20 protein-coding genes are annotated in these 24,612 nt (G+C 43.1%); 16 read left to right on the forward strand and 4 right to left on the reverse strand.

Annotated elements, in window-relative coordinates:
• Positions 1-7 precede the first annotated feature (7 nt).
• Genes J6836_RS14615 through J6836_RS14625 form a run of 3 tightly spaced genes read left to right on the forward strand, consistent with a single transcriptional unit; the run spans position 8 to position 3,412 of the window.
• The gene (locus J6836_RS14615) at positions 8-1,042 is read left to right on the forward strand and encodes an ABC transporter permease (protein ID WP_219244722.1); all 1,035 of its coding nucleotides are present in this window, start codon (positions 8-10) and stop codon (positions 1,040-1,042) included.
• Positions 1,043-1,061: 19 nt separating this feature from the next.
• Positions 1,062-1,925: an L-ribulose-5-phosphate 3-epimerase gene (locus tag J6836_RS14620; RefSeq protein ID WP_219244723.1), complete on the forward strand. Its 864-nt coding sequence runs from the start codon at positions 1,062-1,064 to the stop codon at positions 1,923-1,925.
• 11 nt (positions 1,926-1,936) lie between these two features.
• Positions 1,937-3,412, forward strand: a complete 1,476-nt coding sequence (locus tag J6836_RS14625) for an FGGY-family carbohydrate kinase (RefSeq protein WP_219244724.1) — start codon at positions 1,937-1,939, stop codon at positions 3,410-3,412.
• Between the two features lie 58 nt (positions 3,413-3,470).
• On the opposite strand, the gene J6836_RS14630 is transcribed toward J6836_RS14625, so the two are convergent.
• Entirely contained in the window at positions 3,471-4,814 is a 1,344-nt protein-coding gene (locus tag J6836_RS14630; protein ID WP_219244725.1) for a phosphoethanolamine transferase, read from the reverse strand.
• Between the two features lie 501 nt (positions 4,815-5,315).
• Between J6836_RS14630 and J6836_RS14635 the strand changes: the two genes are divergently transcribed.
• The 4 genes from J6836_RS14635 to J6836_RS14650 are packed head-to-tail and all read left to right on the forward strand — an operon-like array spanning position 5,316 to position 9,342.
• On the forward strand, positions 5,316-6,068 hold the full coding sequence (locus J6836_RS14635; RefSeq protein WP_219244726.1) for a sugar phosphate isomerase/epimerase family protein: 753 nt from the start codon (positions 5,316-5,318) through the stop codon (positions 6,066-6,068).
• Between the two features lie 3 nt (positions 6,069-6,071).
• Positions 6,072-7,055 (forward strand): sugar kinase, encoded by a 984-nt coding sequence (locus J6836_RS14640; protein WP_219244727.1) that lies wholly within the window; start codon positions 6,072-6,074, stop codon positions 7,053-7,055.
• A 13-nt stretch (positions 7,056-7,068) separates the two neighbouring features.
• Positions 7,069-8,349 carry an MFS transporter gene (locus J6836_RS14645; protein WP_219244728.1) on the forward strand — a complete coding sequence of 427 codons (1,281 nt, stop codon included), beginning with the start codon at positions 7,069-7,071 and terminating at the stop codon, positions 8,347-8,349.
• Positions 8,350-8,361: 12 nt separating this feature from the next.
• Positions 8,362-9,342: an NAD(P)-dependent oxidoreductase gene (locus J6836_RS14650; RefSeq protein ID WP_219244729.1), complete on the forward strand. Its 981-nt coding sequence runs from the start codon at positions 8,362-8,364 to the stop codon at positions 9,340-9,342.
• A gap of 57 nt (positions 9,343-9,399) precedes the next feature.
• Here J6836_RS14650 and J6836_RS14655 read toward each other — a convergent pair whose 3' ends face one another.
• Positions 9,400-10,422, reverse strand: coding sequence for a LacI family DNA-binding transcriptional regulator (locus J6836_RS14655; protein ID WP_219244730.1), 1,023 nt, complete (start codon positions 10,420-10,422; stop codon positions 9,400-9,402).
• An 80-nt stretch (positions 10,423-10,502) separates the two neighbouring features.
• On the reverse strand, positions 10,503-11,456 hold the full coding sequence (dsdC, locus tag J6836_RS14660) for a DNA-binding transcriptional regulator DsdC (protein ID WP_219244731.1): 954 nt from the start codon (positions 11,454-11,456) through the stop codon (positions 10,503-10,505).
• 209 nt (positions 11,457-11,665) lie between these two features.
• On the opposite strand from dsdC, the gene dsdX reads away from it, so the two are divergent.
• The 9 genes from dsdX (at position 11,666) to J6836_RS14705 (ending at position 23,129) form a co-directional block, all read left to right on the forward strand.
• Positions 11,666-13,003: a D-serine transporter DsdX gene (gene dsdX, locus J6836_RS14665; RefSeq protein ID WP_219244732.1), complete on the forward strand. Its 1,338-nt coding sequence runs from the start codon at positions 11,666-11,668 to the stop codon at positions 13,001-13,003.
• Between the two features lie 12 nt (positions 13,004-13,015).
• Positions 13,016-14,350, forward strand: coding sequence for a D-serine ammonia-lyase (gene dsdA, locus J6836_RS14670; RefSeq protein WP_219244733.1), 1,335 nt, complete (start codon positions 13,016-13,018; stop codon positions 14,348-14,350).
• Positions 14,351-15,434: 1,084 nt separating this feature from the next.
• Positions 15,435-16,853, forward strand: coding sequence for an NAD(P)/FAD-dependent oxidoreductase (locus J6836_RS14675; RefSeq protein WP_219244734.1), 1,419 nt, complete (start codon positions 15,435-15,437; stop codon positions 16,851-16,853).
• Between the two features lie 119 nt (positions 16,854-16,972).
• The gene (locus J6836_RS14680) at positions 16,973-17,473 is read left to right on the forward strand and encodes a RidA family protein (protein ID WP_206083380.1); all 501 of its coding nucleotides are present in this window, start codon (positions 16,973-16,975) and stop codon (positions 17,471-17,473) included.
• Positions 17,474-17,714: 241 nt separating this feature from the next.
• Entirely contained in the window at positions 17,715-18,686 is a 972-nt protein-coding gene (locus tag J6836_RS14685; RefSeq protein WP_219244735.1) for a LysR family transcriptional regulator, read from the forward strand.
• Positions 18,687-18,851: 165 nt separating this feature from the next.
• Positions 18,852-19,322, forward strand: a complete 471-nt coding sequence (locus J6836_RS14690) for a CYTH domain-containing protein (protein WP_219244736.1) — start codon at positions 18,852-18,854, stop codon at positions 19,320-19,322.
• Between the two features lie 10 nt (positions 19,323-19,332).
• On the forward strand, positions 19,333-19,965 hold the full coding sequence (locus tag J6836_RS14695) for a hypothetical protein (protein ID WP_219244737.1): 633 nt from the start codon (positions 19,333-19,335) through the stop codon (positions 19,963-19,965).
• A gap of 86 nt (positions 19,966-20,051) precedes the next feature.
• Positions 20,052-21,620 (forward strand): SLC13 family permease, encoded by a 1,569-nt coding sequence (locus tag J6836_RS14700; RefSeq protein ID WP_219244738.1) that lies wholly within the window; start codon positions 20,052-20,054, stop codon positions 21,618-21,620.
• Between the two features lie 42 nt (positions 21,621-21,662).
• The gene (locus J6836_RS14705; RefSeq protein WP_219244739.1) at positions 21,663-23,129 is read left to right on the forward strand and encodes a hypothetical protein; all 1,467 of its coding nucleotides are present in this window, start codon (positions 21,663-21,665) and stop codon (positions 23,127-23,129) included.
• 723 nt (positions 23,130-23,852) lie between these two features.
• Here J6836_RS14705 and J6836_RS14710 read toward each other — a convergent pair.
• Positions 23,853-24,611, reverse strand: a complete 759-nt coding sequence (locus tag J6836_RS14710) for an iron ABC transporter ATP-binding protein (protein WP_219244740.1) — start codon at positions 24,609-24,611, stop codon at positions 23,853-23,855.
• Between the last annotated feature and the right edge of the window lies 1 nt (position 24,612).

Here is a 24,612-nt window from a genome sequence, read left to right on the forward strand (position 1 = left end):
TATCACCATGAAAAAACAAGCTTTTTTTAAAATTGATGGCTCTGTTATCGGACTGCTTTCAATCTTTGTACTGGCTATCGCGGCCTTCAGCATCGCTATGCCGGGGCACTTTTTCACTCAAAATACCTTTTTGAGTATTACCTTCCAGCTCCCTGAGTTGGGCTTACTGACATTTGCTATGTTCGTGCCTATGTTAAGCGGCGGCTTGAACCTTGCGATTATCAGTACTGCCAACTTAACAGGGTTATTTATGGCGTGGGTGTTTATCAATTACCTCCCTGTCGATGCAGGCACAGGTACGCAGATTATGTGGCTCGTGATTGCTTTAGTCGGTGCTACTGTGATAGCGGTGATTATCGGCAGCTTAACGGGGTTAATGATTTCCCATATCGGTGCCCACCCAATCCTCGTGACCTTAGGGACAATGACCATCATCAGCGGTATTGGCGTATATCTAACTAAAGGTGCGGCGCTCAGTGGGATGCCACCGATTGTACGCGCTATCGGTTCTGATACCGTCTTTGGTGTGCCGATTGCCATGATTATATTTATTGTCACCGCTATTTTATTGGCGCTGTTCTTAGGCTGCACCCGCTTAGGCAAAAATATCTACATGAGCGGCAGCAACATCAACGCAACGTGGTTCAGTGGCATTCGAACTGACCGTGTGATGATTGCGATTTACACCATTTCGAGCCTGCTGTGTGTACTGGCAGGGCTGATTATGATGGCGCGCTTTAACTCGGCGCGTATGGGATATGGTGATTCTTATTTATTACTGACCATCCTTGCCATCGTATTAGGCGGAACTAACCCATTCGGGGGAGTCGGTAAGGTGAGCCGTGTGTTCTGTGCGCTCTTGGTTTTGCAGGTGATTGCAACGGGTTTAAGCCTGCTCGGTATCAGCTTGCACTTTAACCTTGCGGTTTGGGGTATCACCTTAATCTTGGCGTTAGCGTTCAAATTCTTCAAAGAAAAATGGAGCGCCAAACGTGCTATGACCCGTAACCAAAAACTCAATAAAGCATCGTCACAAAGTTAAATTTTTCAGGGAGATTATTATGCGCAAGCATCCGATTGGAATTTACGAAAAAGCCTTACCGAAAAACAGCAGCTGGTTAGAAAAGTTAGCCATAGCCAAAGCCGCGGGATTTGATTTTGTTGAAATGTCAGTGGATGAAACTGACGAGCGCCTTGCCCGATTAGACTGGAGCCAAGCAGAACGCCTAGCACTCGTCAAAGCCATGCAAGACACTGGCGTTCGCATCCCAAGTATGTGTTTATCTGGTCATCGCCGCTTTCCGTTTGGTAGCCACGATGAAGCCACTCGCTTAATGGCATATACCTTAATGGAAAAGGCCATCAAACTGGCTCAAGACCTAGGCATCCGCACTATTCAGTTGGCTGGATACGATGTGTATTATGAAGAGCAAGATGCCCAAACCATTGCCAATTTTGAAAAAGGTATGCAATGGGTCAGTGAAATCGCAGCGGCTTCCCAAGTGATGTGTGCGGTAGAAATCATGGATACACCATTTATGAATTCCATTAGCAAATGGCAAGCATTGTCCGACAAAATTCGTTCTCCATGGTTCAGCGTTTACCCTGATGTTGGCAACCTGACCGCTTGGGGCAATGATGTGGAGCAAGAATTCACAAAAGGGATTGAACATGTTGCGGCGATTCATTTAAAAGATACTTATGCCGTTACTGAAACCTGCAAGGGGCAATTTCGCGATGTGCCATTTGGTGAAGGCTGTGTCGATTTTGTGAGTTTATTCAAACTGTTAAAACGTCTAAATTACCGTGGTACTTTCTTAATTGAAATGTGGACGGAAAAAGCGGATGAGCCACTCGTCGAAATTATTAAGGCACGTCAGTGGATGGAAGATAAAATGCAGCAAGCGGGTTGGAACAACGCGTAAAGGAGCCCAAAATGAGCACATTTTTTATGGGTGTTGACCTCGGCGGAACAGTCATTAAAGCGGGGATCTACACACCAGAAGGCCAAGAAATTACCGTTGCTGAGCACCCATTCCCGACCGAAAGCCCTGAAGCGGGCTTCAGCGAACGGAATATGGACGAACTATGGCAAGCCGCTTGCCATGTTATCCGTGATGCCATCAAAAACAGCCGATTAAATGCATCCCAAATTGCTGGGGTCAGTTTTTCCTCACACGGGAAAGGCCTGTATTTACTGGATAAACACGGCAAACCTGTTCGTAAAGGGATTGTGTCCTCAGATTCACGGGCTCAAGCCATTGTCGATGCATGGCATCAAAATGGTACTGCAGACAACGCTTATCCGCTGAGCTTGCAGCAGTTGTGGGCCTCCCACCCTGTCGCATTATTGCGTTGGCTAAAAGAAAACGAGCCCGATAACTACCGTGATACAGGCCATGTTTTGATGGTGCACGACTATATTCGTTACCGCCTAACAGGCCAAATCGCTTGCGAAGAAACCAATATTTCAGGCAGCCAGCTGTTTAACCAAATCCAATCGAGTTATGACCCTAAACTTTGTCAACTTTTTGGCATTGATGAGGTGAATGATAAGCTTGCCCCTGTAATCAATTCCGCAGAGCTTGCAGGGACTGTCACACACCAAGCCGCTGAAGAATCCGGTCTTGTGGAAGGAACCCCTGTATTTGGCGGCTTCTTTGATGTGGTTGGTGCGGCATTAGCATCTGGTGTCAGTCAAAAAGACAAACTCAGCGCCGTTGCAGGGACATGGACGATTTCCACCCGCGTTTTCGACGAAATTGTTCCCTCAGACTACCCGTATGTTTGGAGTAAATACTGTATTCCAGGCACCTATTTTGTCCACGAAGGCAGCCCAACATCAGCCAGTAATTTAGCGTGGTTTACCCGCCATTTCTTCAACCAACGGTTACAAGACTATGACGTGCTGAACCATTGCGTCGCTGAAGGAGCAACACGGAAAAATGACATATTATTTTTCCCATGGCTGTACGGCTCAAACTACCACAGTAACTTGCATGGCGGGTTATTAGGGTTGAGCTCACACCATACTGACGCTGACATTGTGTATGCCATTTATCAAGGTATCGTGTTCTCGCATTTACTGCACCAAGACCGCATTGTGGGCCTTGATAATGCCACTGAGTCCATTCGTTTTACGGGAGGACCAACACAATCACCACTGTGGATGCAAATGTTCTGTGATGCAAGTAACTTGCCGCTAGATGTTGTGAACGTGCAGCAATCAGGCTGCCAAGCTGCGGCATTGTGTGCTGCGGTGGGAACGGGGTATTATTCAGGTTTTGATGCGGCGATTGCAGCGAGTACGCCAAAAATCACTACTTATCAACCTAATGCACTAGGTCACCAGCAATTACGTGATAAATTCGCCCGTTTTAAAGCGGTCGCGGATGCATTAAGTCGTCATTAAATACACGAAAATAATAAAGGCAGTGCTGACATTAAGCCCTGCCTTTATTTTTGTTCAATTAATCCGCAACAACTTTTGTATTAACCGTTACAGGGGAAAGCACAGTATCCTGCGGTAAACTGTCATATTTCACAAACTCATCTCGTGGGAAAACAAACACATCGATGTCTTTTTCAGGCGTGATGGTGCCCGAGACAATGCTTTTTGCTGGCGATGTCAGATTTGTTTCAACACCTAACCAAGACGCGAAGTAATCAAATAAATTCCACTCACTTAATGTTTCATCACGGAATTCACGCTGTGTATCGTCCGAATTCATCACCACTAATGGAATTTGATACGCCCCTTTCACCAGTTGTCCGTGGCGTAGATACAAGTTGCCCTCTTTAATGAAGCCTTTATATTCTGCCTCCAAAGCAGCAACGTGTTGCTTATTCGCTTTCACTAAGCCTTGCCCATGGTCAGCAAAGTACAAAATAGAGAATGGGTTTTCACCATTTTTATTGTTTTCTTGCAAAATGTTATACACATCACCAATAAAATCATCACTGAGTTTTATCCCTGATACATAACAATTCACCAGACTGCCCCATCCAGTATCAAACTGCTCAGGGTTGATGTTGTAATTCTCTTTGATAAGCCCACATGCACCTTTTGGCCAGCCATCATGATGTGGCCCCCACATATGCACAAAAATGACTTTTTCTTTATCTGACGGGTTATTTAACGCGGCTTTAAAAGCAGGCAGCATTTTGAAGTCATTAGTCAGTTTATTGACACTGTCATCAACCGTGAACTTCTCTTGCACAAACAAGTTTTCAAACCCAGCTTTGCTGTCCCTTACAGGTAAAAAATAATTGGCTTTTAAAAAGTAATTTGTGAAGCCGATTTCGTCGTCCCCAAAGCTACCGTTATTACCAATATAATAGGTTTCATAGCCCGCTTGGTTGGCAAGATCAACAATGGAATTATTGTTGTAATACGGCTTTTCGTGGTGCTCCGTGATAGTGCTAAGATCATTTTTAGCTAATGCACGCGTCAGTGTTGGCACGGTATTCGACGCAGCACTGATAAAGTGGTTAAAAAAACGGCCATTGACTGAAGACAAAAACGGCGTGTTTTCTAATGGATAACCATAGGTGTGCATATAGTTTTTATTGGTACTTTCCCCGATGATGACGACTTTTATCTTGTATTTGTCCGCACTTTTCTTGGTAATTTGAATATCCGTTTTGCTATTCACGCCATAACAAAGGTCGGCGTTGGATTTTGCTGCTTGTATTAGTTCAGGCGTACACGCTTTGGTATACACCCCTGCATTTTCGCTGGTATTCGCCTGTGCCCATGAAACCGTGGTCAGTAACAGCGTGCTGTAGAGTGCGGTGGTATTGATTAATTTCATCTCCAGATCCTTCATTTTTATCGTTTATTTTTTCTATACTGGTGAAACAAACTGATAAAATTTTTTCCATAGCGCTTTTCCATAACTGTTTTCCATAAAAGAATGCACCAAAATTTCATCATTCAATTAATATATTGAAATAATATTTCATTGAAAGCGTTAGGTTGAGAAATTGGGATACAAGTACCAATAAAAAATATCTAAAATGGAAGAAAAAAAGAGCTTGTTAGTGTTACCACCGCCTTTAATTAGCTATTAATTTCTTTATTAAACAAACAATTATTTATTTATACCCCCCTCCTATTCACCATTCTTTTCACTTTCATTCATTACATAGAGAGTTGTGATGGAGATCGGTAATTCAGCGTTTACCAAGCATGGATTAGTGATATAGCCCTGATTTTCGATTTTCCTCGCTAGAAACCAAAATGGAACCGATTCCATAATAAGCCATTCGCAATGGCAATAGGGTTCACCCCTCCAAAAAGACAGAGGAAAGTCATGAGCAAAGAAATTATTGTCGTCACCGCCGCCTATGGCGCGCAAACCGTAAAACAACTTGGCGGCCAGCAGGCTTTATTTGATGCTATTCAAGGAGCAAACGCTGATGGCATAGAGATCCGCCAAGAGTTATTACAGCCTAACGATAACCTTGATAATATCGCCAACGGGCTACAAACAAGGCAACTTAGCACGGTCTATTCTGTGCCAGATACCTTATTTCAGCATCATGCACCGATTGAAATGACAAAACTCAAGCATTACCTCGACGATGCAAAAAAATTGAATGCCCGTTTCCTTAAGCTTTCATTAGGTGATCTACCAGAACATTATGATTTAACGAACGTTATCAACCTACTCAAGCATTATTCTACCCAACTAGTTATCGAAAATGACCAAACTGAGGTTGGTGGGCACATTGCACCACTCAAACGCTTTTTTGTGGATGTCGTGGAAAAAGAGCTGCCAATTAAAATGGCATTCGATATGGCCAATTGGCACTGGCTCGGTGAAGACCCTGTCGTTGCCGCACAGCACTTTGCCCCTTTAGTCGCTTATATCCACGTAAAAGCCTGCCAGTTACGTGCAGATAATAAACGCGTTGCTGTTGCCCTTGATGATAGCGACGGGTCATGGAAAGCCGTCTTAAACTTACTTCCTAGTAACGTTCCCCGCGGGATTGAATTCCCGCTTGAGGGTGATGACCTACGTGCAGTAACTGAACACTATGTTTCTCTGTTAAAGGAGATTTAATTCATGAAAAATCAATTAGATGTTGTAACTCTCGGCGAAGCCATGATGATGTTTGTGGCGACCAATACGGGTGAGCTCCATGAGGTTGAAAGCTTTGTTCGCCGTGCCGCAGGCGCAGAGCTGAATGTGGCGATAGGCCTTTCCCGTATCGGCTTAAAAAGCGGTTGGGTAAGTCGCCTCGGCAATGACTCTTTTGGGCGTTTTATCCAAAGTACATTAGATAAAGAACACGTTGATCATCAATGTGTTAAATTCGATAGAAATTACCCAACGGGCTTTCAGCTCAAATCTAAAGCTGAAAATGGAACCGATCCCAAAGTGGAGTATTTCCGTAAGGGCTCAGCGGCAAGTCATTTAGACCTCACTGATTTCAATGAAGATTATTTTTCCTCTGCCCGCCACTTGCATTTAAGCGGTGTCGCCGCAGCGCTTTCTGCCACCAGCTATCAATTGTCACTATATGCGGCAAAATGGATGCGAAATGCGGGAAAAACATTATCTTTTGACCCTAATTTACGCCCATCGTTATGGCGCAGTGAAAGTGAAATGGTGGCGCAATTAAATCAGTTAGCCTTTCACGCCAATTGGGTCTTGCCGGGCTTAAAAGAGGGGAAAATTCTCACTGGTTTTGACCAGCCCGAAGCGATAGCCGATTTTTACCTCTCTCAAGGGGTGGAAGCCGTTGTCATCAAAACAGGTGAACAAGGTGCTTATTATAAAACATCGAATAATCAGCAAGGTATCGTCCCTGCTTGCTTAGTCAAAAATGTAGTGGATACCGTTGGCGCTGGCGATGGCTTTGCCGTTGGAGTTATTAGCGCGCTTCTTGAAGGGTTATCTTTACCTCAAGCCGTTGAAAGAGGTAACTTTATTGGTGCTAGAGCTATCCAAGTGATTGGTGATAGTGAAGGCTTACCGACGAAAGCACAGTTACAGCAAGAAATGATGGCATTTTCCCCCTCAACTACCGCAGATGCTGCGTGCTAAGAAGGAATAGATTATGACAACCAGAGCTCCTGCGATGTCACGTTGGTGGCGCATTATGCCAATCGTGTTTATCACTTACAGCCTTGCTTACCTCGACCGCGCTAACTATAGCTTTGCCGCCGCCGCAGGGATCAACGCCGACTTAGGCATTACCAAGGGGATGTCCTCCCTGCTCGGCTCCTTATTTTTCTTAGGGTATTTTTTCTTCCAAATCCCTGGGGCTATCTACGCAGAAAAACGCAGTGTTCGCAAACTGATTTTTGCCTGCATTTTCTTATGGGGCATATTTGCTAGCTTAACGGGGATGGTCAGTAACATACCGATGTTGGTGATTATCCGCTTCAGTTTAGGCGTCGTCGAAGCTGCGGTTATGCCCGCAATGCTTATCTACATCAGTAACTGGTTCACTCAATCCGAACGTTCACGTGCTAATACCTTTTTAATTTTAGGTAACCCAGTGACGGTGTTATGGATGTCAGTGTTATCGGGTTACTTAATTCAAGCTTTTGGCTGGCGTGAAATGTTTATTATTGAAGGGGTTCCCGCGGTTCTATGGGCCTTCTTCTGGTGGCGAACTGCCCGTGATAAACCAAGTCAAGTCAATTGGTTAAGTCCGCAAGAAAAAGCGGATTTAGACAAAATACTCAGTGATGAACAGAAAAATATCAAGCCCGTACGCAATTACCGCGAGGCGTTCAAATCCCGTAACGTTGTGCTACTGTGCGCACAGTATTTCTGTTGGAGTATCGGGGTTTATGGCTTTGTGTTATGGCTGCCTTCGATTATTCGCGGTGCATCAAACTTAGGCATGGTGGAAACAGGCTGGCTCTCTGCGGTGCCATATCTTGCCGCCACGTTGGCGATGATTTTGGTATCATGGGCTTCAGACCGTATGCATAACCGTAAATTATTTGTCTGGCCAATGCTCTTAATCGGTGCTGTGTGCTTCCTTGGCTCATACATGCTAGGCAATTCAAATTTCTGGTTATCCTATACCTTACTGGTGATTGCGGGTGCCGCCATGTACGCACCTTATGGCCCATTCTTCGCAATCATTCCTGAGATGTTACCAAAAAATGTCGCAGGGGGCGCAATGGCGCTGATCAACAGCATGGGTGCCTTGGGGTCATTCTTCGGCTCATGGTTTGTCGGTTACCTCAATGGTGCCACAGGTAGCCCAAGCGCTTCCTATATGTTTATGGGTCTGGCATTGTTAGCCTCAGTGTTCTTTACGCTAATTGTGAAACCCAACCAAGAACCGAGCAGCGGTTCCGCTATCGCCAAACACGCTTAATAAGGGGCAACCATGAAAAAGAATGTTATTTTGTATAAGACAATCCCCGATACGCAACTTGCACGCTTACAACAGCAATTTAATGTCACTGTTTTTGATGAAATTACGGACGAAAACAGGGCAAGTTTCCTGCAAGCGTTAAGTACCGCAGAGGGCATCATTGGTGCAAGCTACCCGATTACAGCAGAAGAGCTCGCCCTTGCACCACAGCTAAAAGCGGCATCAACCATTTCGGTTGGCGTTGACCAGTTTGACATTGACGCAATGAATGCGCGGAAAATTGCCTTGATGCACACCCCCAATGTGCTCACAGAAACCACTGCAGACACCATTTTCACCTTAGTGCTTTGCAGTGCCCGCCGCATTATCGAAATGGCGGAAATGGTGAAAAATGGTCGATGGACCAAAAGCATTGGCGAAAGTGATTACGGCAGTAACGTGAATGGCAAAACTATCGGGATTTTAGGTATGGGCCGCATTGGTTATGCGGTAGCGAAGCGAGCCAATGCAGGGTTCGGTATGCCTGTACTTTACTACAGTAACCATGCACATGCAGAGGCAGAAACCAAACTTAACGCCCGACGCTGTGATTTAGACACACTACTGAAAGAATCTGATTTTGTTTGTGTCGTGGTGCCATTGCTGCCATCCACTGAAAAACTAATTGGTAAAGCCGAATTGGCGAAAATGAAACCGAGTGCGTTTTTAATCAATGGTTCTCGTGGGAAAATTATTGATGAAGCGGCGCTAATAACCGCCTTAGAAAACGGTACAATTCGCGGCGCAGGATTAGATGTGTTTGAAGTTGAGCCACTGCCTGCTGACTCTAAACTGCTTACCTTACCAAATGTTGTTGCCCTACCCCACATCGGTTCTGCCACCCATGAAACGCGCTATGCCATGGTGGAATGTGCAGTCGATAACTTAATTGCCGCACTAAACGGTGACTTTAGCGAAAATTGCGCTAATTTAAGCGCGATACAAACACACTAGTTTCTTCACAAGACAAAAAGAGGGGAGCTGAAATTCCCCTCTTTTTGCAACCCTAACTTATAGTGTGGTTGAATTTCTCACGACTAACTCCCCATGAAACAGGTACTGTGTTGGGGCTTTTTCGGGGTTTTTCAGCTTTTCTAATAAACACTCAACGGCTTTGTGCCCCATTTCAGCGGTGGGTTGCGAAACAGAGGTGATCCCTTGCCCAGCAAAGGCCGCCCATTCGAGGTTATCAAAACTGAGAAAACCAATATCCGCCCCCCAACGTAGCCCTTGTTGGTTCATCACGTAGGCAAGCTGCAAGGTTAACACGCCATTTGCCGCCACAATGGCTTTACGCATACCGCGGTGAGATGTGCAAAAGTTAGCAACGATGGAATCTAATTCCGCTGGGTTCGGTAAGGTAATTTGGTGAAACTCACCTTTGACTTGGCCTTGCTGGTTCAGCAAGCGTTGGAAGGTTTGCAGGCGCTCTTTACGCGCGCTGTTATATTCGATGGGTTCAGTCACAAAGCAAATCGCCTCAAACCCTTGCTCTATCAAGTGGTTAAATGCCATTTCAGCCGATGCAGGGTTGTCTAAACCGACCATATCACACGGGAAATCTTCGATTTTTCTATCGAGTAACACAAAAGGCAATGTGGTTTGCTTCAGCACATCAATAAATTGTGCGTTTACCCCCGCAGAGTTGATAATTAACCCATCAACGCGATAGCCCTTTAATAACTGAATAAATTGGCATTCCAGCTCAATGCTATTATTTGCATTGCACACCACCGTCATAAACCCTTGCTTGATGGACTCTGACTCAACGCCTTTGAGCACTTCTACCGAAAATGGATTTCCGATATCGGCAATAATCAACCCTATCAACCCGGTACGGCCATGCTTTAAACTGCGTGCCATTTGGTTTGGGCGGTAATTCAGTTCTTGGATTGCCACTTCAATACGTTGGCGCATGTTATCTGACAGCAAATGGAATTCACCGTTTAAATAACGTGAGATACTGGTTTTCCCTGCCTGTGCTTTGGCAGCCACATCTTTAATTGTTGCTACTTTTTGAGTTTTCGGTGCCATCGCGCGCGTTTTTTCCATGTGCTGAAAAGAAAGGCTAATGCCTTATCTTACTCGAATTAACAGCAATTTACTTGCCATATTCACCTAACTTGCTGTTTTAGCCACTGAATAAAAATATCGGCTTTGGGGTTACGTTTTTCATTTAGCATCGCAAAGTAATGGCGTTGTTGGCATTTGAGTGCAATATCCCCAAAAGGCATCACCAGCTCTTGGCACTTAATGCGTTTTTCAACCAATTGTTTACGACCCATCGCCACACCCGCGTGGTTCATTGCCGCCACAATCGCCAAATCTGAACGGTCAAAACACAGGTTCCGACGGTGCGGAAATAGCGATAATTGGTAGTGTTCACTCCACGCTTTCCATTCATCATAGTCGGAGTTACTGCTCCAAGCCTGCCTGTCATGCAACAAGGTACAGTTTTTGAGTTGGTGAATATTGTCCATCAAATCGTGCTGTTTGGCGTATTGTGGGCTGCATACAGGCACAATAGATTCAGGCATTAAGTCTTCACAATACAAATTAGGCCGCGTGATATCATCGTAATAAATCGCGACATCAATACCATAACCGCGGAAATTAACATCATCATTCCCCGTCAATAAATTGAGCTGAATGGAGGGATATTGATTAGTAAAGTCAGCAATTTTGGGAATAAGCCAACACTGGGCAATAGAAGGCCGTGAATACACCGTTAATTCCCCTGAAATTTCTTGGTTTTTAATGTCTAAAATTTCTTGGTTGATATCATCCAAATTTTTACGCAATGCCCAATAAATTCGCTCACCATCTGCGGTTAACTCTATACGTCGATGAAAACGCTCAAATAATTTAAACCCTAATTCCTCTTCAAGAGTATTGATTCGGTGGCTGACGGCGCTGGGCGTTAACGCCAATTCTTGTGATGCAAGGGCAAAAGAGCGATGACGAGCCGCCGCTTCAAAAGTATGTAAGCGGGATAGCTGATGGCTCGACAACCGTTTATGCCATTGAATAAAGCCTGATTGTTCAAAGGGATTATGATTAGGTGACATCGAACCTCCTAGGCGTGTCCTGCATTTTTCTAGAATAACGCGTTTAACATGAATTGTTATGATGCAAATCGGTAAATTGCCCTTTTTTATGACAAACATCACGCCGTTGAGTTAATTTAATTCATCTAAGTCCCCAATTTCATCGTTTGTCACCTCTGAATATTTATTATCCAATAGAGGCACAACAACAAAATGATTAGGGGTAGGATATGGACTCTACAATGTGGATGCTCGGCACGCTGGTTATTAGTATCTTGCTGATCATCGTTTCGATTATTAAATTTAAGTTTCACCCTTTTTTAGCCCTTTTACTCGCCAGCTTCTTTGTCGGTATCTCCATGAAAATGAACCCGTTAGAAATGGTGAATGCCATTGAAAATGGGATTGGTGGTACACTCGGTTTCCTCGCCGCCATTATCGGGCTAGGGACTATCCTCGGAAAAATGATGGAAATCTCGGGGGCAGCGGAACGTATCGGTGTCACCTTACAAAAAAGCCGCTGGTTAACCCCCGATGTCACGATGGTGTTAATCGGTTTAATCTGCGGTATCACCCTGTTTGTTGAAGTCGGTGTGGTGTTATTGATCCCACTGGCGTTTTCCATTGCCAAAAGAACCAATACGTCGTTATTAAAACTCGCCATTCCGCTATGTACCGCACTGATGGCGGTGCATTGCATCGTGCCACCACACCCTGCAGCGCTGTTTGTCACCAATGAACTAGGTGCAGATATTGGAACGGTGATTGTTGCTGGGCTTGCTGTGGGGCTTGTAGCTTCATTAGTAGGTGGGCCATTATTCCTGAAATTCTTAGGTGAGCGTTTACCGTTCAAAACGGTGCCAGAGGCATTTTCGGACCTCGAAGTGCGTGACGAAAAAGATTTACCCTCTTTAGGCGCCACATTATTTACCGTTTTACTGCCAATTATTCTCATGTTAATCAAAACAGCGGCTGATTTAAACATGAGCAAAGACAATCAGTTATATACCTTCCTGCAGTTTATCGGTAACCCTATTACCGCTATGTTTATTGCCGCGTTTGTCGCGTATTACATGCTTGGTATTCGCCGTAACATGGGCATGAGCGTATTACTCAGTAAAACCGAAGAAAGCTTTAGTTCAATCGCCAATATCTTACTGATTATTGGTGCGGGTGGTGCATTTAACGGTATCTTAAAAGGTAGCGGACTGAGTGATTCCCTTGCGCTGGTGCTGTCTGGTATCGACATGCACCCAATCTTACTGGCATGGTTAGTGGCGATTATTCTGCACGCAGCAGTCGGCTCCGCCACCGTTGCTATGATGGGCGCCACCGCCATTGTGGCACCGCTAATGCCAATGTACCCACATATCAGCCCAGAAATTATGACATTAGCCATCGGTTCTGGCGCGATTGGTTGTACTATCGTCACAGACTCCCTGTTCTGGCTGGTTAAACAATATTGTAATGCCACCTTGGCTGAAACATTCCGTTTTTACAGTGTCGCCACCCTTATCGCATCCCTTGTTGCGCTGGCAGGCACCTTTGCACTTTCATTTGTGATTTAGAAGAGAGTAATTATGACTCAGATAAACGTGAATAAGTTAATTGCTGACTACCCTTTAGTTCAGGACTTAATCAATTTAAAACACGTGGCGTGGTTCAACCCTAATGCCACCACCACAGAAGCAGGTTTACCTTATGTGGGATTAACCCTTGAGAATGTTCAAGATGCCGAAGCGCGTTTAAACCGTTTTGCACCATACTTGATGAAAGCGTTCCCAGAAACGCAAGCCACTCAAGGGATTATCGAGTCTGACGTGGTGGCAATCCCCAATATGCAAACCGCGCTCGAAGCCCGTTACCAAACGCCAATCACCGGGAAAATGTTATTAAAGAAAGACAGCCACTTGCCGATTTCGGGCTCGATCAAAGCGCGTGGGGGAATTTATGAAGTGCTCACCCACGCCGAAAAACTGGCACTTGAGGCAGGGCTGCTATCCATTGATGATAATTATGAAGTTTTATTTTCTGATAAATTCCGCCAATTTTTCAGCCAATACAGCATCGCGGTAGGCTCAACGGGTAATTTAGGGATGTCTATCGGCATCATGAGTGCCAAGTTAGGCTTTAGCGTCAGCGTGCATATGTCTGCGGATGCGCGCCAGTGGAAGAAAGACAAACTACGCTCACACGGTGTGAATGTCGTTGAATATGAACAAGATTACAGCATTGCCGTTGAACAAGGTCGCAAAGAAGCAGAACAAGACCCAAACTGTTTCTTTATTGATGATGAAAACTCCACAACGTTGTTTTTAGGCTACGCCGTCGCAGGGCTGCGTCTAAAAAAACAATTTGCAGAACAAGGTGTTATTGTTGATAAAGACCATCCGCTGTTTGTCTACCTACCTTGCGGCGTAGGCGGTGGCCCTGGTGGGGTCGCCTTTGGATTAAAACTGGCGTTTGGCGATGCAGTGCACTGCCTGTTTGCAGAACCAACACATTCACCGTGCATGCTTTTGGGCGTCCACACTGGGTTACACGATGGTATCTCTGTTCAAGAAATTGGTATTGATAATATCACTGCCGCAGATGGCCTTGCTGTTGGTCGAGCCTCTGGTTTTGTGGGTCGTGCGATGGAGCGGTTAATCGATGGGTACTACACCCTTGATGACTCAGAAATGTATAACCTGTTAGGGTTACTCAACCAAACAGAAGCTATCAAACTAGAACCGTCAGCCCTTGCGGGTATGACGGGCTGCGTGCATGTCACACAAAACACCGATTACCAGCAGTCTAAAGCGCTCAGTGCGCAGCAGATGGCAAATGCCACACACCTTGTTTGGGCAACAGGCGGCGGTATGGTGCCGAGTGACGAAATGGAAAAATATTTATCACAGGCTAAACTGGGTTAATTACTCTCCCCCCTTCAAAGCTTTGGAGGGGGTTTTTATCGATTATTACCCTGAGAGTGGGACTAAATTCCTTTCAATATAACGCCTTACCTGCGTGCCTAATGTCCCTAAACAGAACACTCATGACCATTCCTCAACAGGTTCGTACCGAGGATTATGCTAACTTTTTCGCTCAAATTCCCACTAAGAATGAATATATCGCTAATAATTGACCTCAGTACGGTGTATATTCACTAATAAAGTAAAATAGCTAAATAATATACACCCCATTACTAGGCGGTTATTTAACAAGCTAATTTATAGGTAATTAAAATTCCAGTATTTTTATTATTAACCATCTCGCAAGAATATTATTAATGTATAGATATATTAATTGTACTTAATGAAACAATTTGACTTTTAATTTCCCCACTTCCTCTACATCTCTGTCATTCTGATATATCTACTTACCTAATTAAATAAACATCTTATTGGGTATATTTATTTCTCACTCTAAAATAAATAAATTTAAAATAATTTATCATCATTAACCTTAATAAATATAAGTTATTTCATCAAACCAAAAAAACCATAAAAATACCATATATTTCAATATTATATTGAAAATAAAAAGACCAAGTCGTGCTTTTGGTGTATTAAAGTTAGAAAGATAAAACTTGTTGATTATTTCATCATTAATTGGGTGAAATAAAATCAAATTTTAATAAAAAGATTATTTTTATATTTTCAGACCCCTCGCGTGACTTAACTCATATTTAGCATTTTCTTCTGAAACCCATTATTTTTATTTTTCATTAATGTAGTACAGAAAAAAATACTTAAGGCAAAATAATAAAGTTTACACCCGTACACTTTTAATGACACTTGCATTTCAAAATTATTAATTAGCCAATAAATAAAATAGAGAAATCTTCGACAAACCCTTTACAGCACTGACCACACCAATTTACGTTCACATTCATTTCATCGACTTTTATTAACAAATGCTACCCCCACTTAACAATTTCAAAATATATGATAAGATCATCATCTCAATTTGAAATTATTTACTATATAAAAAACAAGATTGTTATTGAGGTTATAGATGAAAATCTCGAGAAGAAAGCTATTATTAGGGGTTGGTGCTGCTGGTGTTCTGGCAGGGGGTGCAACAGTTGTTCCGATGATCCGTCGTGAAGGCCGTTTCGAATCTACACCATCGCGCGTACCAGCTGTTGCTGGCACTGAAGGCAAATTACCTGAGTCTGCAGATGCAGTCATCATCGGTGCTGGCCTTCAAGGGATCATGACAGCAATTAACCTTGCTGAAAAAGGTCTGAATGTTGTTATTTGTGAAAAAGGCGTTGTCGGCGGTGAGCAATCAGGCCGTGCATACAGCCAAATCATCAGCTATAAAACCTCACCAGCGATTTTCCCTTTACACCACTACGGAAAAATCCAATGGCTCGGTATGAACGAAAAAATCGGTGCTGATACTAGCTACCGTGTTCAAGGCCGTGTTGAAGTTCCTTCAAGCGAAGAAGATTTAGAAGTTTCAAGAGCTTGGATCAAAGCTGCGTCTGAAAACCCAGGTTTCGATACCCCATTACGTACTCGTATGATCGAAGGTACTGAACTGGCGAATCGTCTGGTTGATGCTCAAACTCCATGGAAAATCGGTGGATTTGAAGAAGACTCAGGTAGCCTTGACCCAGAAACTGTTACCCCAGCAATGGCGAACTACGCAAAATCAATCGGTATCCGTATCTATACCAATTGTGCAGTACGCGGCATTGAAACAGCGGGCGGTAAAATTTCCGATGTTGTGACTGAAAAAGGCGCTATCAAAACCTCTCGTGTCGTTCTGACTGGTGGTATTTGGTCTCGTCTGTTTATGGGCAACTTAGGTATTGATGTTCCAACGCTGAACGTCTACCTGTCACAGCAACGCATCTCAGGCGTTCCGGGTGCACCAAAAGGTAACGTCCACTTACCTAACGGTATTCACTTCCGTGAACAAGCTGATGGTACCTACGCGGTTGCACCACGTATCTTTACCAGCTCTGTCGTTAAAGACAGCTTCCTGTTAGGACCAAGATTCCTGCACGTATTAGGCGGCGGCGAATTACCATTAGAATTCTCTCTTGGTAAAGACTTATTTAACTCCTTCATGATGTCGACATCTTGGAACTTAGATGAGAAGACACCATTTGAAGAGTTCCGTACTGCAACCAATACACCAAACAACGAACACTTAGATGGCGTTCTGGAAAGACTGAGAAATGAATTCCCAGTCTTTAAAGAGTCTAAAGTGGTTGAACGTTGGGGTGGTACCGTTGCACCAACGGATGATGAAATTCCAATTATTTCAACAGTCGAGCAGTACCCAGGCTTAGTCATCAATACCGCAACAGGTTGGGGTATGACAGAAAGCCCTGCATCTGGTCGCTTAACGGCTGAATTGTTGATGGGCGAAACACCATTTATCGACCCAACGCCGTACAAACTTTCTCGTTTTAACTAATAAACGAAAAAGTCGCGTTTTTTTTTACTGGGATCTCTCTGTCAATGGAACTAGACTAAAATTTAGTCTTAAGTGAAACCGATAGATCCCGTTTACTTTGATAATGTTAAGGAGTTTACATGCGCTATAAAACTTTATTGCTTTCTCTGCCTTTAATTTTAGGTGTAGCAAGTGCGAATGCAGCTGAAGATGTTAAACGCGTTCCAGTGAAAGGATTCCCTATCTCTGAATCAGTAGAAATCAGCGCGGGCAACCTTATTTTTCTAAGCGGAAAAGTACCTTCTAAAATCTCTGCAGATGCAAAAGAAGGCGTTTTAGAGTCTTACGGTAATACCGAAGCACAAACTATCAACGTGTTAAAACAAATCCAAGCTAACCTCGAAGGTATGGGTTTGACCATGAACGACGTTGTTAAAATGCAAGTATTCTTAGTTGGTGGTGAAGAAACTCAAGGTACTATGGACTTTGCTGGCTTTATGGCTGGTTACAACAAGTTCTATGAGTCTGAGAAAGTCACTAATCTGCCAGCTCGTTCAACTTTCCAAGTCGCTAAACTGGCTAACCCAGCTTGGAGAGTGGAAATTGAAGTAACAGCAGTTCGTCCTGCTGCAAAAAAATAAGTTATTCTAGCGAATAGCAAATCGATAATGGGGCATAGCAATATGCCTCGTTATATTCTTTATTTCACTCCTACCTTCCTCTTTTTTCGATGTACACCTTTGTTTAATTAATCTTTTTACTGCATACACTCTTGTTTCGCTCACAAATTACCATTCATATTCTGTGCAAGCCAACCCCCGCTCTTTATAATCATTTATAACCTCTTAGCTCGGTAAAACTATCGCATTGCAGGTAATCATCATGACACACAACACCGTCAGCCGCATGAATTTAGACCACCTAAAAACATTCCATTATGTTGCTAAAAGTGGCAGTTTTACCCAAGCTGCACATATTTTATTTCTCAGCCAACCCGCTGTTAGCCAACAAATTCAAGGTCTAGAAAACTCACTTCGCGTGTCCTTGTTTGATCGCTCACGAAAAAAAATCACTCTAACCAGTGAAGGAAAAGTACTTTACAGTTATACCGAGAGGTTATTCGCTTTATTTGATGAAATTGAGCACGTTTTTCAAGACCTAAATTTATTGCAAACAGGCACTCTCACTATTGCCGCCACTGCCGTCATGGGAGGTTATTACTTACCCGATATCCTCAAAAAATTTAATGCACGTTACCCACTTATTCATATCAAAATTAAAATCGGTAATTCCCAACAAGTGATGGATTGGGTGGCTAATCAAGAGGCCGAAATTGGTTTAGCTGGCCGAGTGCCAATTGTACCAAACGTCAATCAGGTGTTTTTGCATCGGGAACCTTATGTGGCTGTTGTAGGAACAAACTCACCGCTATTACAACTTCAACGCCCCTTGACCATCAATGAATTCACCAATTCCTCGCTCGTTATGCGGGAAAAAGGCACCCGAACGCGAGCAAAAATTGAAGATTGGTTAAAAATAAATTCGCCACAAAGTGATGCAACAGCCCCTGTCATTACCGTGACAAATTTAGAAGCAACTAAGCGGCTTATCGCAACGGGTTTTGGGATCACTGCTTTACCTTATCTCAGTGTTATTGACGATATTAGCGCAGGAAAATTAATCCAATTACAAATAAATGGCTTCGATATGAATGCGGATTATTATTTAACTTATCAAACCAATCGTTCCTTATCTGCTGCTGCTTTTCAATTTATTATGTTATTACGCGAAATCTCGAATGAAATTCGGTTAAACAGTGATATTGAGCAACTTATTCATGCAGAAAATATCTAAAAAACCGCAACTGAATAACATAATCGCAACAATAAGAATTGCTTATTATACGCATACAACTTGCTGATTTTTGGTTCTTCTTTGAGTGTGCAAAGATGAATTTAAATAAAAATTCATCCCAAAAATAGGATTTTAAAATCCTCGCCCTACTCAGGAGTAACCATTATGGCTAAAGAAATTGAACGTAAATTTTTAGTATCGGGTGATTCATGGAGAGAATTAGCAAAAGGAGTTCGTTATACCCAAGGATATTTAAATAGTCAGAAAGAGCGTACCGTTAGAATAAGAACTATCGATGATAAAGCATTCCTGACAATTAAAGGACTCACTGTGGGTATCACTCGCACAGAATATGAGTATGAAATCCCCTACGCTGACTGTGTTGCCATGCTGACTCAACTGGCAGAGCAGCCCATTATTGATAAAAAACGCTACAAAATACCTTATGACGGATTGGTGTGGGAAGTTGATGAATTTTTTGGGGTGAATGAAGGCTTAATTGTCGCCGAAGTTGAACTTAGCGATGAAAACCAAGCATTCAAAAAACCAGATTGGGTAGGTGAGGAGATTTCGTCAGATCCGAAATACTTTAACTCTAATCTCGTTGCTAATCCTTATACTACTTGGAAAAAATAAGGGGAACCCCATGAATACGCTCACAAAAAATGTCGCTATCTCTGAAGAAGAGGCCAGTAAAATTATTCCTCGTGCTGAATTTCGAATTTTCGGTCATGACTTAATCCATAATCTTGAAGCCAAAATTTGGGATGTCAAAGCAACGCTGTACGCTGCGCGAAAAATACCACTGGAAACTTATTTCCTGTCTGAAAAAACAAATAATTCCAACGTAAAAGTCCGCGATGGCCTATTAGATATCAAAGTCAAAGTCGGCGAAACCAAAGAAGGATATGAAATATTTCAGCCCCGTGGCAAGTTTCAATTTCCTGTAAAAAAAGAAGAGCTCGCCATTATCTTGTCACACCTTGAAGTCGATATTTCTCTTGAGAAAGAGACATACGAACTAGAGGAATTTAAACAACTTGTTCGCCAACACCCTCTATTAAACGCAGTAACTGTCGAAAAAATGCGCTATGGATTTATGGTCGATGGCATCATCTGTGAATTTGCCCGTGTTTGGTTCAATGGCGCATTAATGGAAACTGCCTGCTGTGAAAGTGAAGACTATGAAAAAATGCAAGGCGTAGTCAAAGCCTTAGGTATTGAAAATCAACCCAACGTAAATTACTTAAAAGCCGCCAAACGGGTTGTTGGCATGTAGTTCGGTTAATGCATATCGTTATTCATCTCACTGGGCCGCGGCTCTACCAATCGGCCCTTAAATGATAATAATAAAAGGAGATAGGTATGTCAGCGAATAGTAAGCCAAGTTTTGATCCCCTTGATATGCGGAATTATTCCTTAGAAAAATTCCGTGATATTAAAGCGGGTCCACTAATGCAAAATCTCAAATTAATTGGTGTCCCCTTAGCTATTCTCTCATTCCTTTTTTTCGAATTACAATGGTGCGGTACAATTGATGTGTTTGAATCTCAAACTAAAGTACCGGCTGCCCACTGCTATAGCGCAATGGGGATCTTCGTTGCCTCATTAATTCTCTGGCTCACAGAGGCCATTCCAAATTACCTCACATCCTTGATTGTCGTGGTGGTCGTTATTGTAACTGGTGTCATGAAGATGCGACCTGCTTTTGCTATGTTGGGTGAGCCTGTCATGATCTTAAACATCGCGAGCTTTATTCTTGCCAGTGCACTCGTCACTACAGGGCTGGCAAAACGAATTTCGTTGATGTTAGTTTTAAAAACCAAAAATCACTTAACCATGCTGTTTCTCTGTTTTGTCGCACTCAACCTGATTTTTGGTGCATTTATCAGTGCAACCTCAGCAAAAACTGCCCTTTTATTGCCTCTCTTTATGGTAATTTCTGCCATCTATGGTGCAACAGGCGGCGCACAACGCAATAACGTAGGCCGGAATATGGTGCTACTAAACCTGCTAGCAAATAACGTCTCTGCCAGCGCATTTTTAACTGGTTCGGCAGCTAATTTACTGGCTGCCGCAATGTTAGAAAAAGCAGGTGCATTAGTCACTTACCAAGATTGGTTTATTGCCCTCTTCCCACTCGCTGTGATCCAGTGTTTAGTTGCATGGTGGACGGGTACACGCGTTATTTTCCGCATTACAGATGAAGAAAAAACGCCGAAATTAGAAGGCGGTATGGGACGCCTGCAGACAGAATACGAAATGCTTGGGAAAGTCAAAATCAGTGAAATCAAAGCCGGTATCGTTTTTCTCTTAGTTTTACTCTTGTGGTCTACGGGAAAATGGACAGGTCTACGTGCTGAAGTTGTCGCTCTTGCTGGTGCATGTATCGTACTCATGCCATCGTTTTCTCGCTTACCTGCAATGGGCGTCATGAAATGGAATGATGCGGATATTCCGTGGCATATGTTGATGTTTAGCTTTGGTGCATACGTCTTAGGCGGCATGATGGACCAAACTGATATCGTAGGTTTATATGTTCACAAAGCATTTGACCATTGGAATATTGACCCTCAAGGTGCAGGAAAGCTGCTCGTCTTTGCTATATTAAGTGCTGTTTTTGCCCTGACAACATTGATTAGTGAAAGTAAAACCGCCCGTACCATTATTCTATTCCCGATTATTATCGCAATTGCACAACGGTATGATTGGGATTTAGTTGGCTTCTGTTTACCGATGGCGTTTATGATTAACCAAGTGTATGTCCTGTATTTTAATTCTAAGCCTGCCAATATCAGCTATTTAACAGACCAATATTCAACTGGTGACTCATTTAAATATGGTATGATTCAACTTGTCCTTATCTGGATACTGCTAATTCTGTGGACTCATTACGTAATGCCACTCATGGGTTTTAACAGTTATCTTTGGTAAAAAAGAGAATGCCATTAATGTGAAGAAGCATAAAGGAATAATATGATTAAAGAGTCTCTCAAGATCCACGGAAAAAAACAGTTTGAAATCAAACAAAAGGTTTTATTTCCGCGCAAATCTAAGGAGATCCGCTATCAAGTTGAAACGTTTTTCTTTTTGCCTTCTTCACTGCAAGTCAATCCAGATCTTTACACCGCATCGAGCCTCCAGCGCAGTCTAAAAAACTATATTAGATTGCGCCCACCCACAGTAAAACTGTCGTCATTAGCCACTGAAAATGGGGAACTCGATGAGCTTAAACAGTGGTTAGAGAAGTGCGAACCGCAAAACCCTCCGTCACTGGATGAATATGAAAATAAACTCAAACGGTACGCATTAACCTTTAAACGCACTGTGCGTTTGAATCTCAAAATGGTGAGCCAAAACCCACAGCGACAAACGCCTGAGTATTTAACTGATCTACTTGCTGATATTGAAAAGTGCCTTAACTGCTATCGTACACTTTCCATTTATACTGCCAGTATTGAAACTGAAATTCACTCAAATGCGTTTTCGTACTGCGACGAATTCATGACCTACTACACCATGAATTACCTGCACGATTTACTGGCAGATAAACAATTGCCATTACGCGAAGAGATGCGCCATTTTTGGTATCAAGAAATGCGCTACTTAAAAAAACATTACCCAGATTGTTTTCCCAGTAACGAAACCGATGCAGAGTTAGTGACTTACCGCCGCAACTTACTCAAAAAGTACATTAATCGCTATTTGTATCTGGATATTCGCCATAAGCGAGGCTTACCGCTACTTTTGCATTCTATTTATGGTATTGCAGCGGCAATTTCGATGATTTTCGCCACCTTAATTGCGTTTCTTTGGCAGGGGAAATATGGTGCACTCAGCGCTAATCTCTTTTTAGCCATGGTCATTGGTTATATTTTCAAAGATAGACTAAAAGAAATCGGCCGCGAGCAGCTATATCGCATTTTTCAAAAATGGATACCTGATAGACAGTTACGCATTTATCGCGAAGGTGTCAAAGCCCCTGTGGGGGTGTGTAAAGAGTCTTTTCGGTTTATCAGTGAAGCCATGTTATCGCCCGATATTCGCGAGATGCGCCAACAATCCCACTGGGTGAATTTAGTGAATGTGCAGCGCGTGGAAGATATTTTGTACTACCGAAAAGATGTCCTGTTGCACAATCGTCAAGCGGTGTTTGAAAAGAACCAATCGTCGATAGCAGATATCACCCGCTTTAATATTTCAGATTTTTTAAAATACATTGATATTAGCTATGAAGAATTAACGGTGAATGACGAAGAGCCCGCCATGATTAGTGAAAAGGTCTATCATATTTACTTATGCCGCCGCGTGACAATGGATAAAAAGACCTACAATGAGCTAGCGCGCTTAGTCGTTAATGCTGACGGAATTAAGCGCTTGGAAGTGCTTCAGTCGTTAGATTTGCTGAATACAGAAGAAGATATTGAAATTTCTCCGCCATAATTTATGGCTTTTATCTCATTAGCACAAAACACAAAACACAAAACACAAAACACAAAAAATATTCTAACTAATTTAGGTTGTAGCAAGGCGGCTAGTGAAGCTAATCCCTAGGAGCATACAAAAGTATGTGACCCAAGTAGCCGAATGAAGCCAACACCGCCACCGCATGAAGGATAACAACCATTTAATTTTCTAAATCATTCGTGTTGTGGCTAGGCGGCAAAATGAGGATAGCTTGGGGAGCATACATAAGTATGTGACCCGAGTAGCCGAGTGAAGCCAACACTGCCACCGCATTAAGGATAACAACCATTTAATTTTCTAAATCATTCGTGTTGTGGCTAGGCGGCAAAATGAGGATAGCCTGGGGAACATACATAAGTATGTGACCCGAGTAGCCGAGTGAAGCCAACACCGCCACAGCGCGAAGGATGACGAAAATTGGGCGCATACAAAAGTATGTGACCCAAGTAGCCGAGTGAAGCCAACACCGCCACCGCATTAAGGATAACAACCATTTAATTTTCTAAATCATTCGTGTTGTGGCTAGGCGGCAAAATGAGGATAGCTTGGGGAACATACATAAGTATGTGACCCGAGTAGCCGAGTGAAGCCAACACCGCCACAGCGCGAAGGATGACGAAAATTGGGCGCATACAAAAGTATGTGACCCAAGTAGCCGAATGAAGCCAACACCGCCACAGCGCGAAGGATGACGAAAATTTAGTAATAGAGGGCGATGAACTGATTATCCACCTGCTTAATCTCAACTGGCGTATCAAAGATATCCTCAATAATATCTGACTTCATAATCTCTTCGGGCTTGCCATGATAAGACAATCGTCCGTTTCTTAGCGCCACTATGTAGTCTGAGTATACCGATGCAAAGTTGATATCGTGGATCACTAAAATAATGGTTTTCCCCAGCTCATCCGCAGCGCGGCGCAATAACTTCATCATTATCACGGCGTGTTTCATATCGAGGTTATTTAAGGGCTCATCCAGTAATACGTACTCTGTATCTTGGCACAAAACCATTGCGACATAAGCACGTTGACGTTGCCCGCCTGACAATTCATCTAAATAACGGTGGCGTAAATCAGATAAATTCAGGAAAGACAGTGATTCATCAATTTTCTGTTTATCTTCAAGGTTTAAACGCCCTTTAGTATAGGGATAGCGCCCAAAGCCAACTAGCTCTTCCACCGTTAAACGGCTCGCAAACTGATTTTCTTGGCGCAGAACCGATAAACATTTGGCTAACTTATCACTTGGCGTTGTCGAAACATCTAATTCATTGACCTTAACATAGCCACCTTCATCAGGCGTTAATAAGCGCCCAATAATCGACAATAAGGTTGATTTGCCTGCACCATTAGGCCCGATAATCGAGGTGATACCGCTATTTTTGATCGTTGTTGTGACGTTATCTAAGACTTTAGTATCCTGATAACTTTTCGATATCTGACTAATTTCAATCATA

The organism is Providencia sp. R33 (genome assembly GCF_019343475.1).
In the GTDB taxonomy this organism is placed as follows: domain Bacteria; phylum Pseudomonadota; class Gammaproteobacteria; order Enterobacterales; family Enterobacteriaceae; genus Providencia.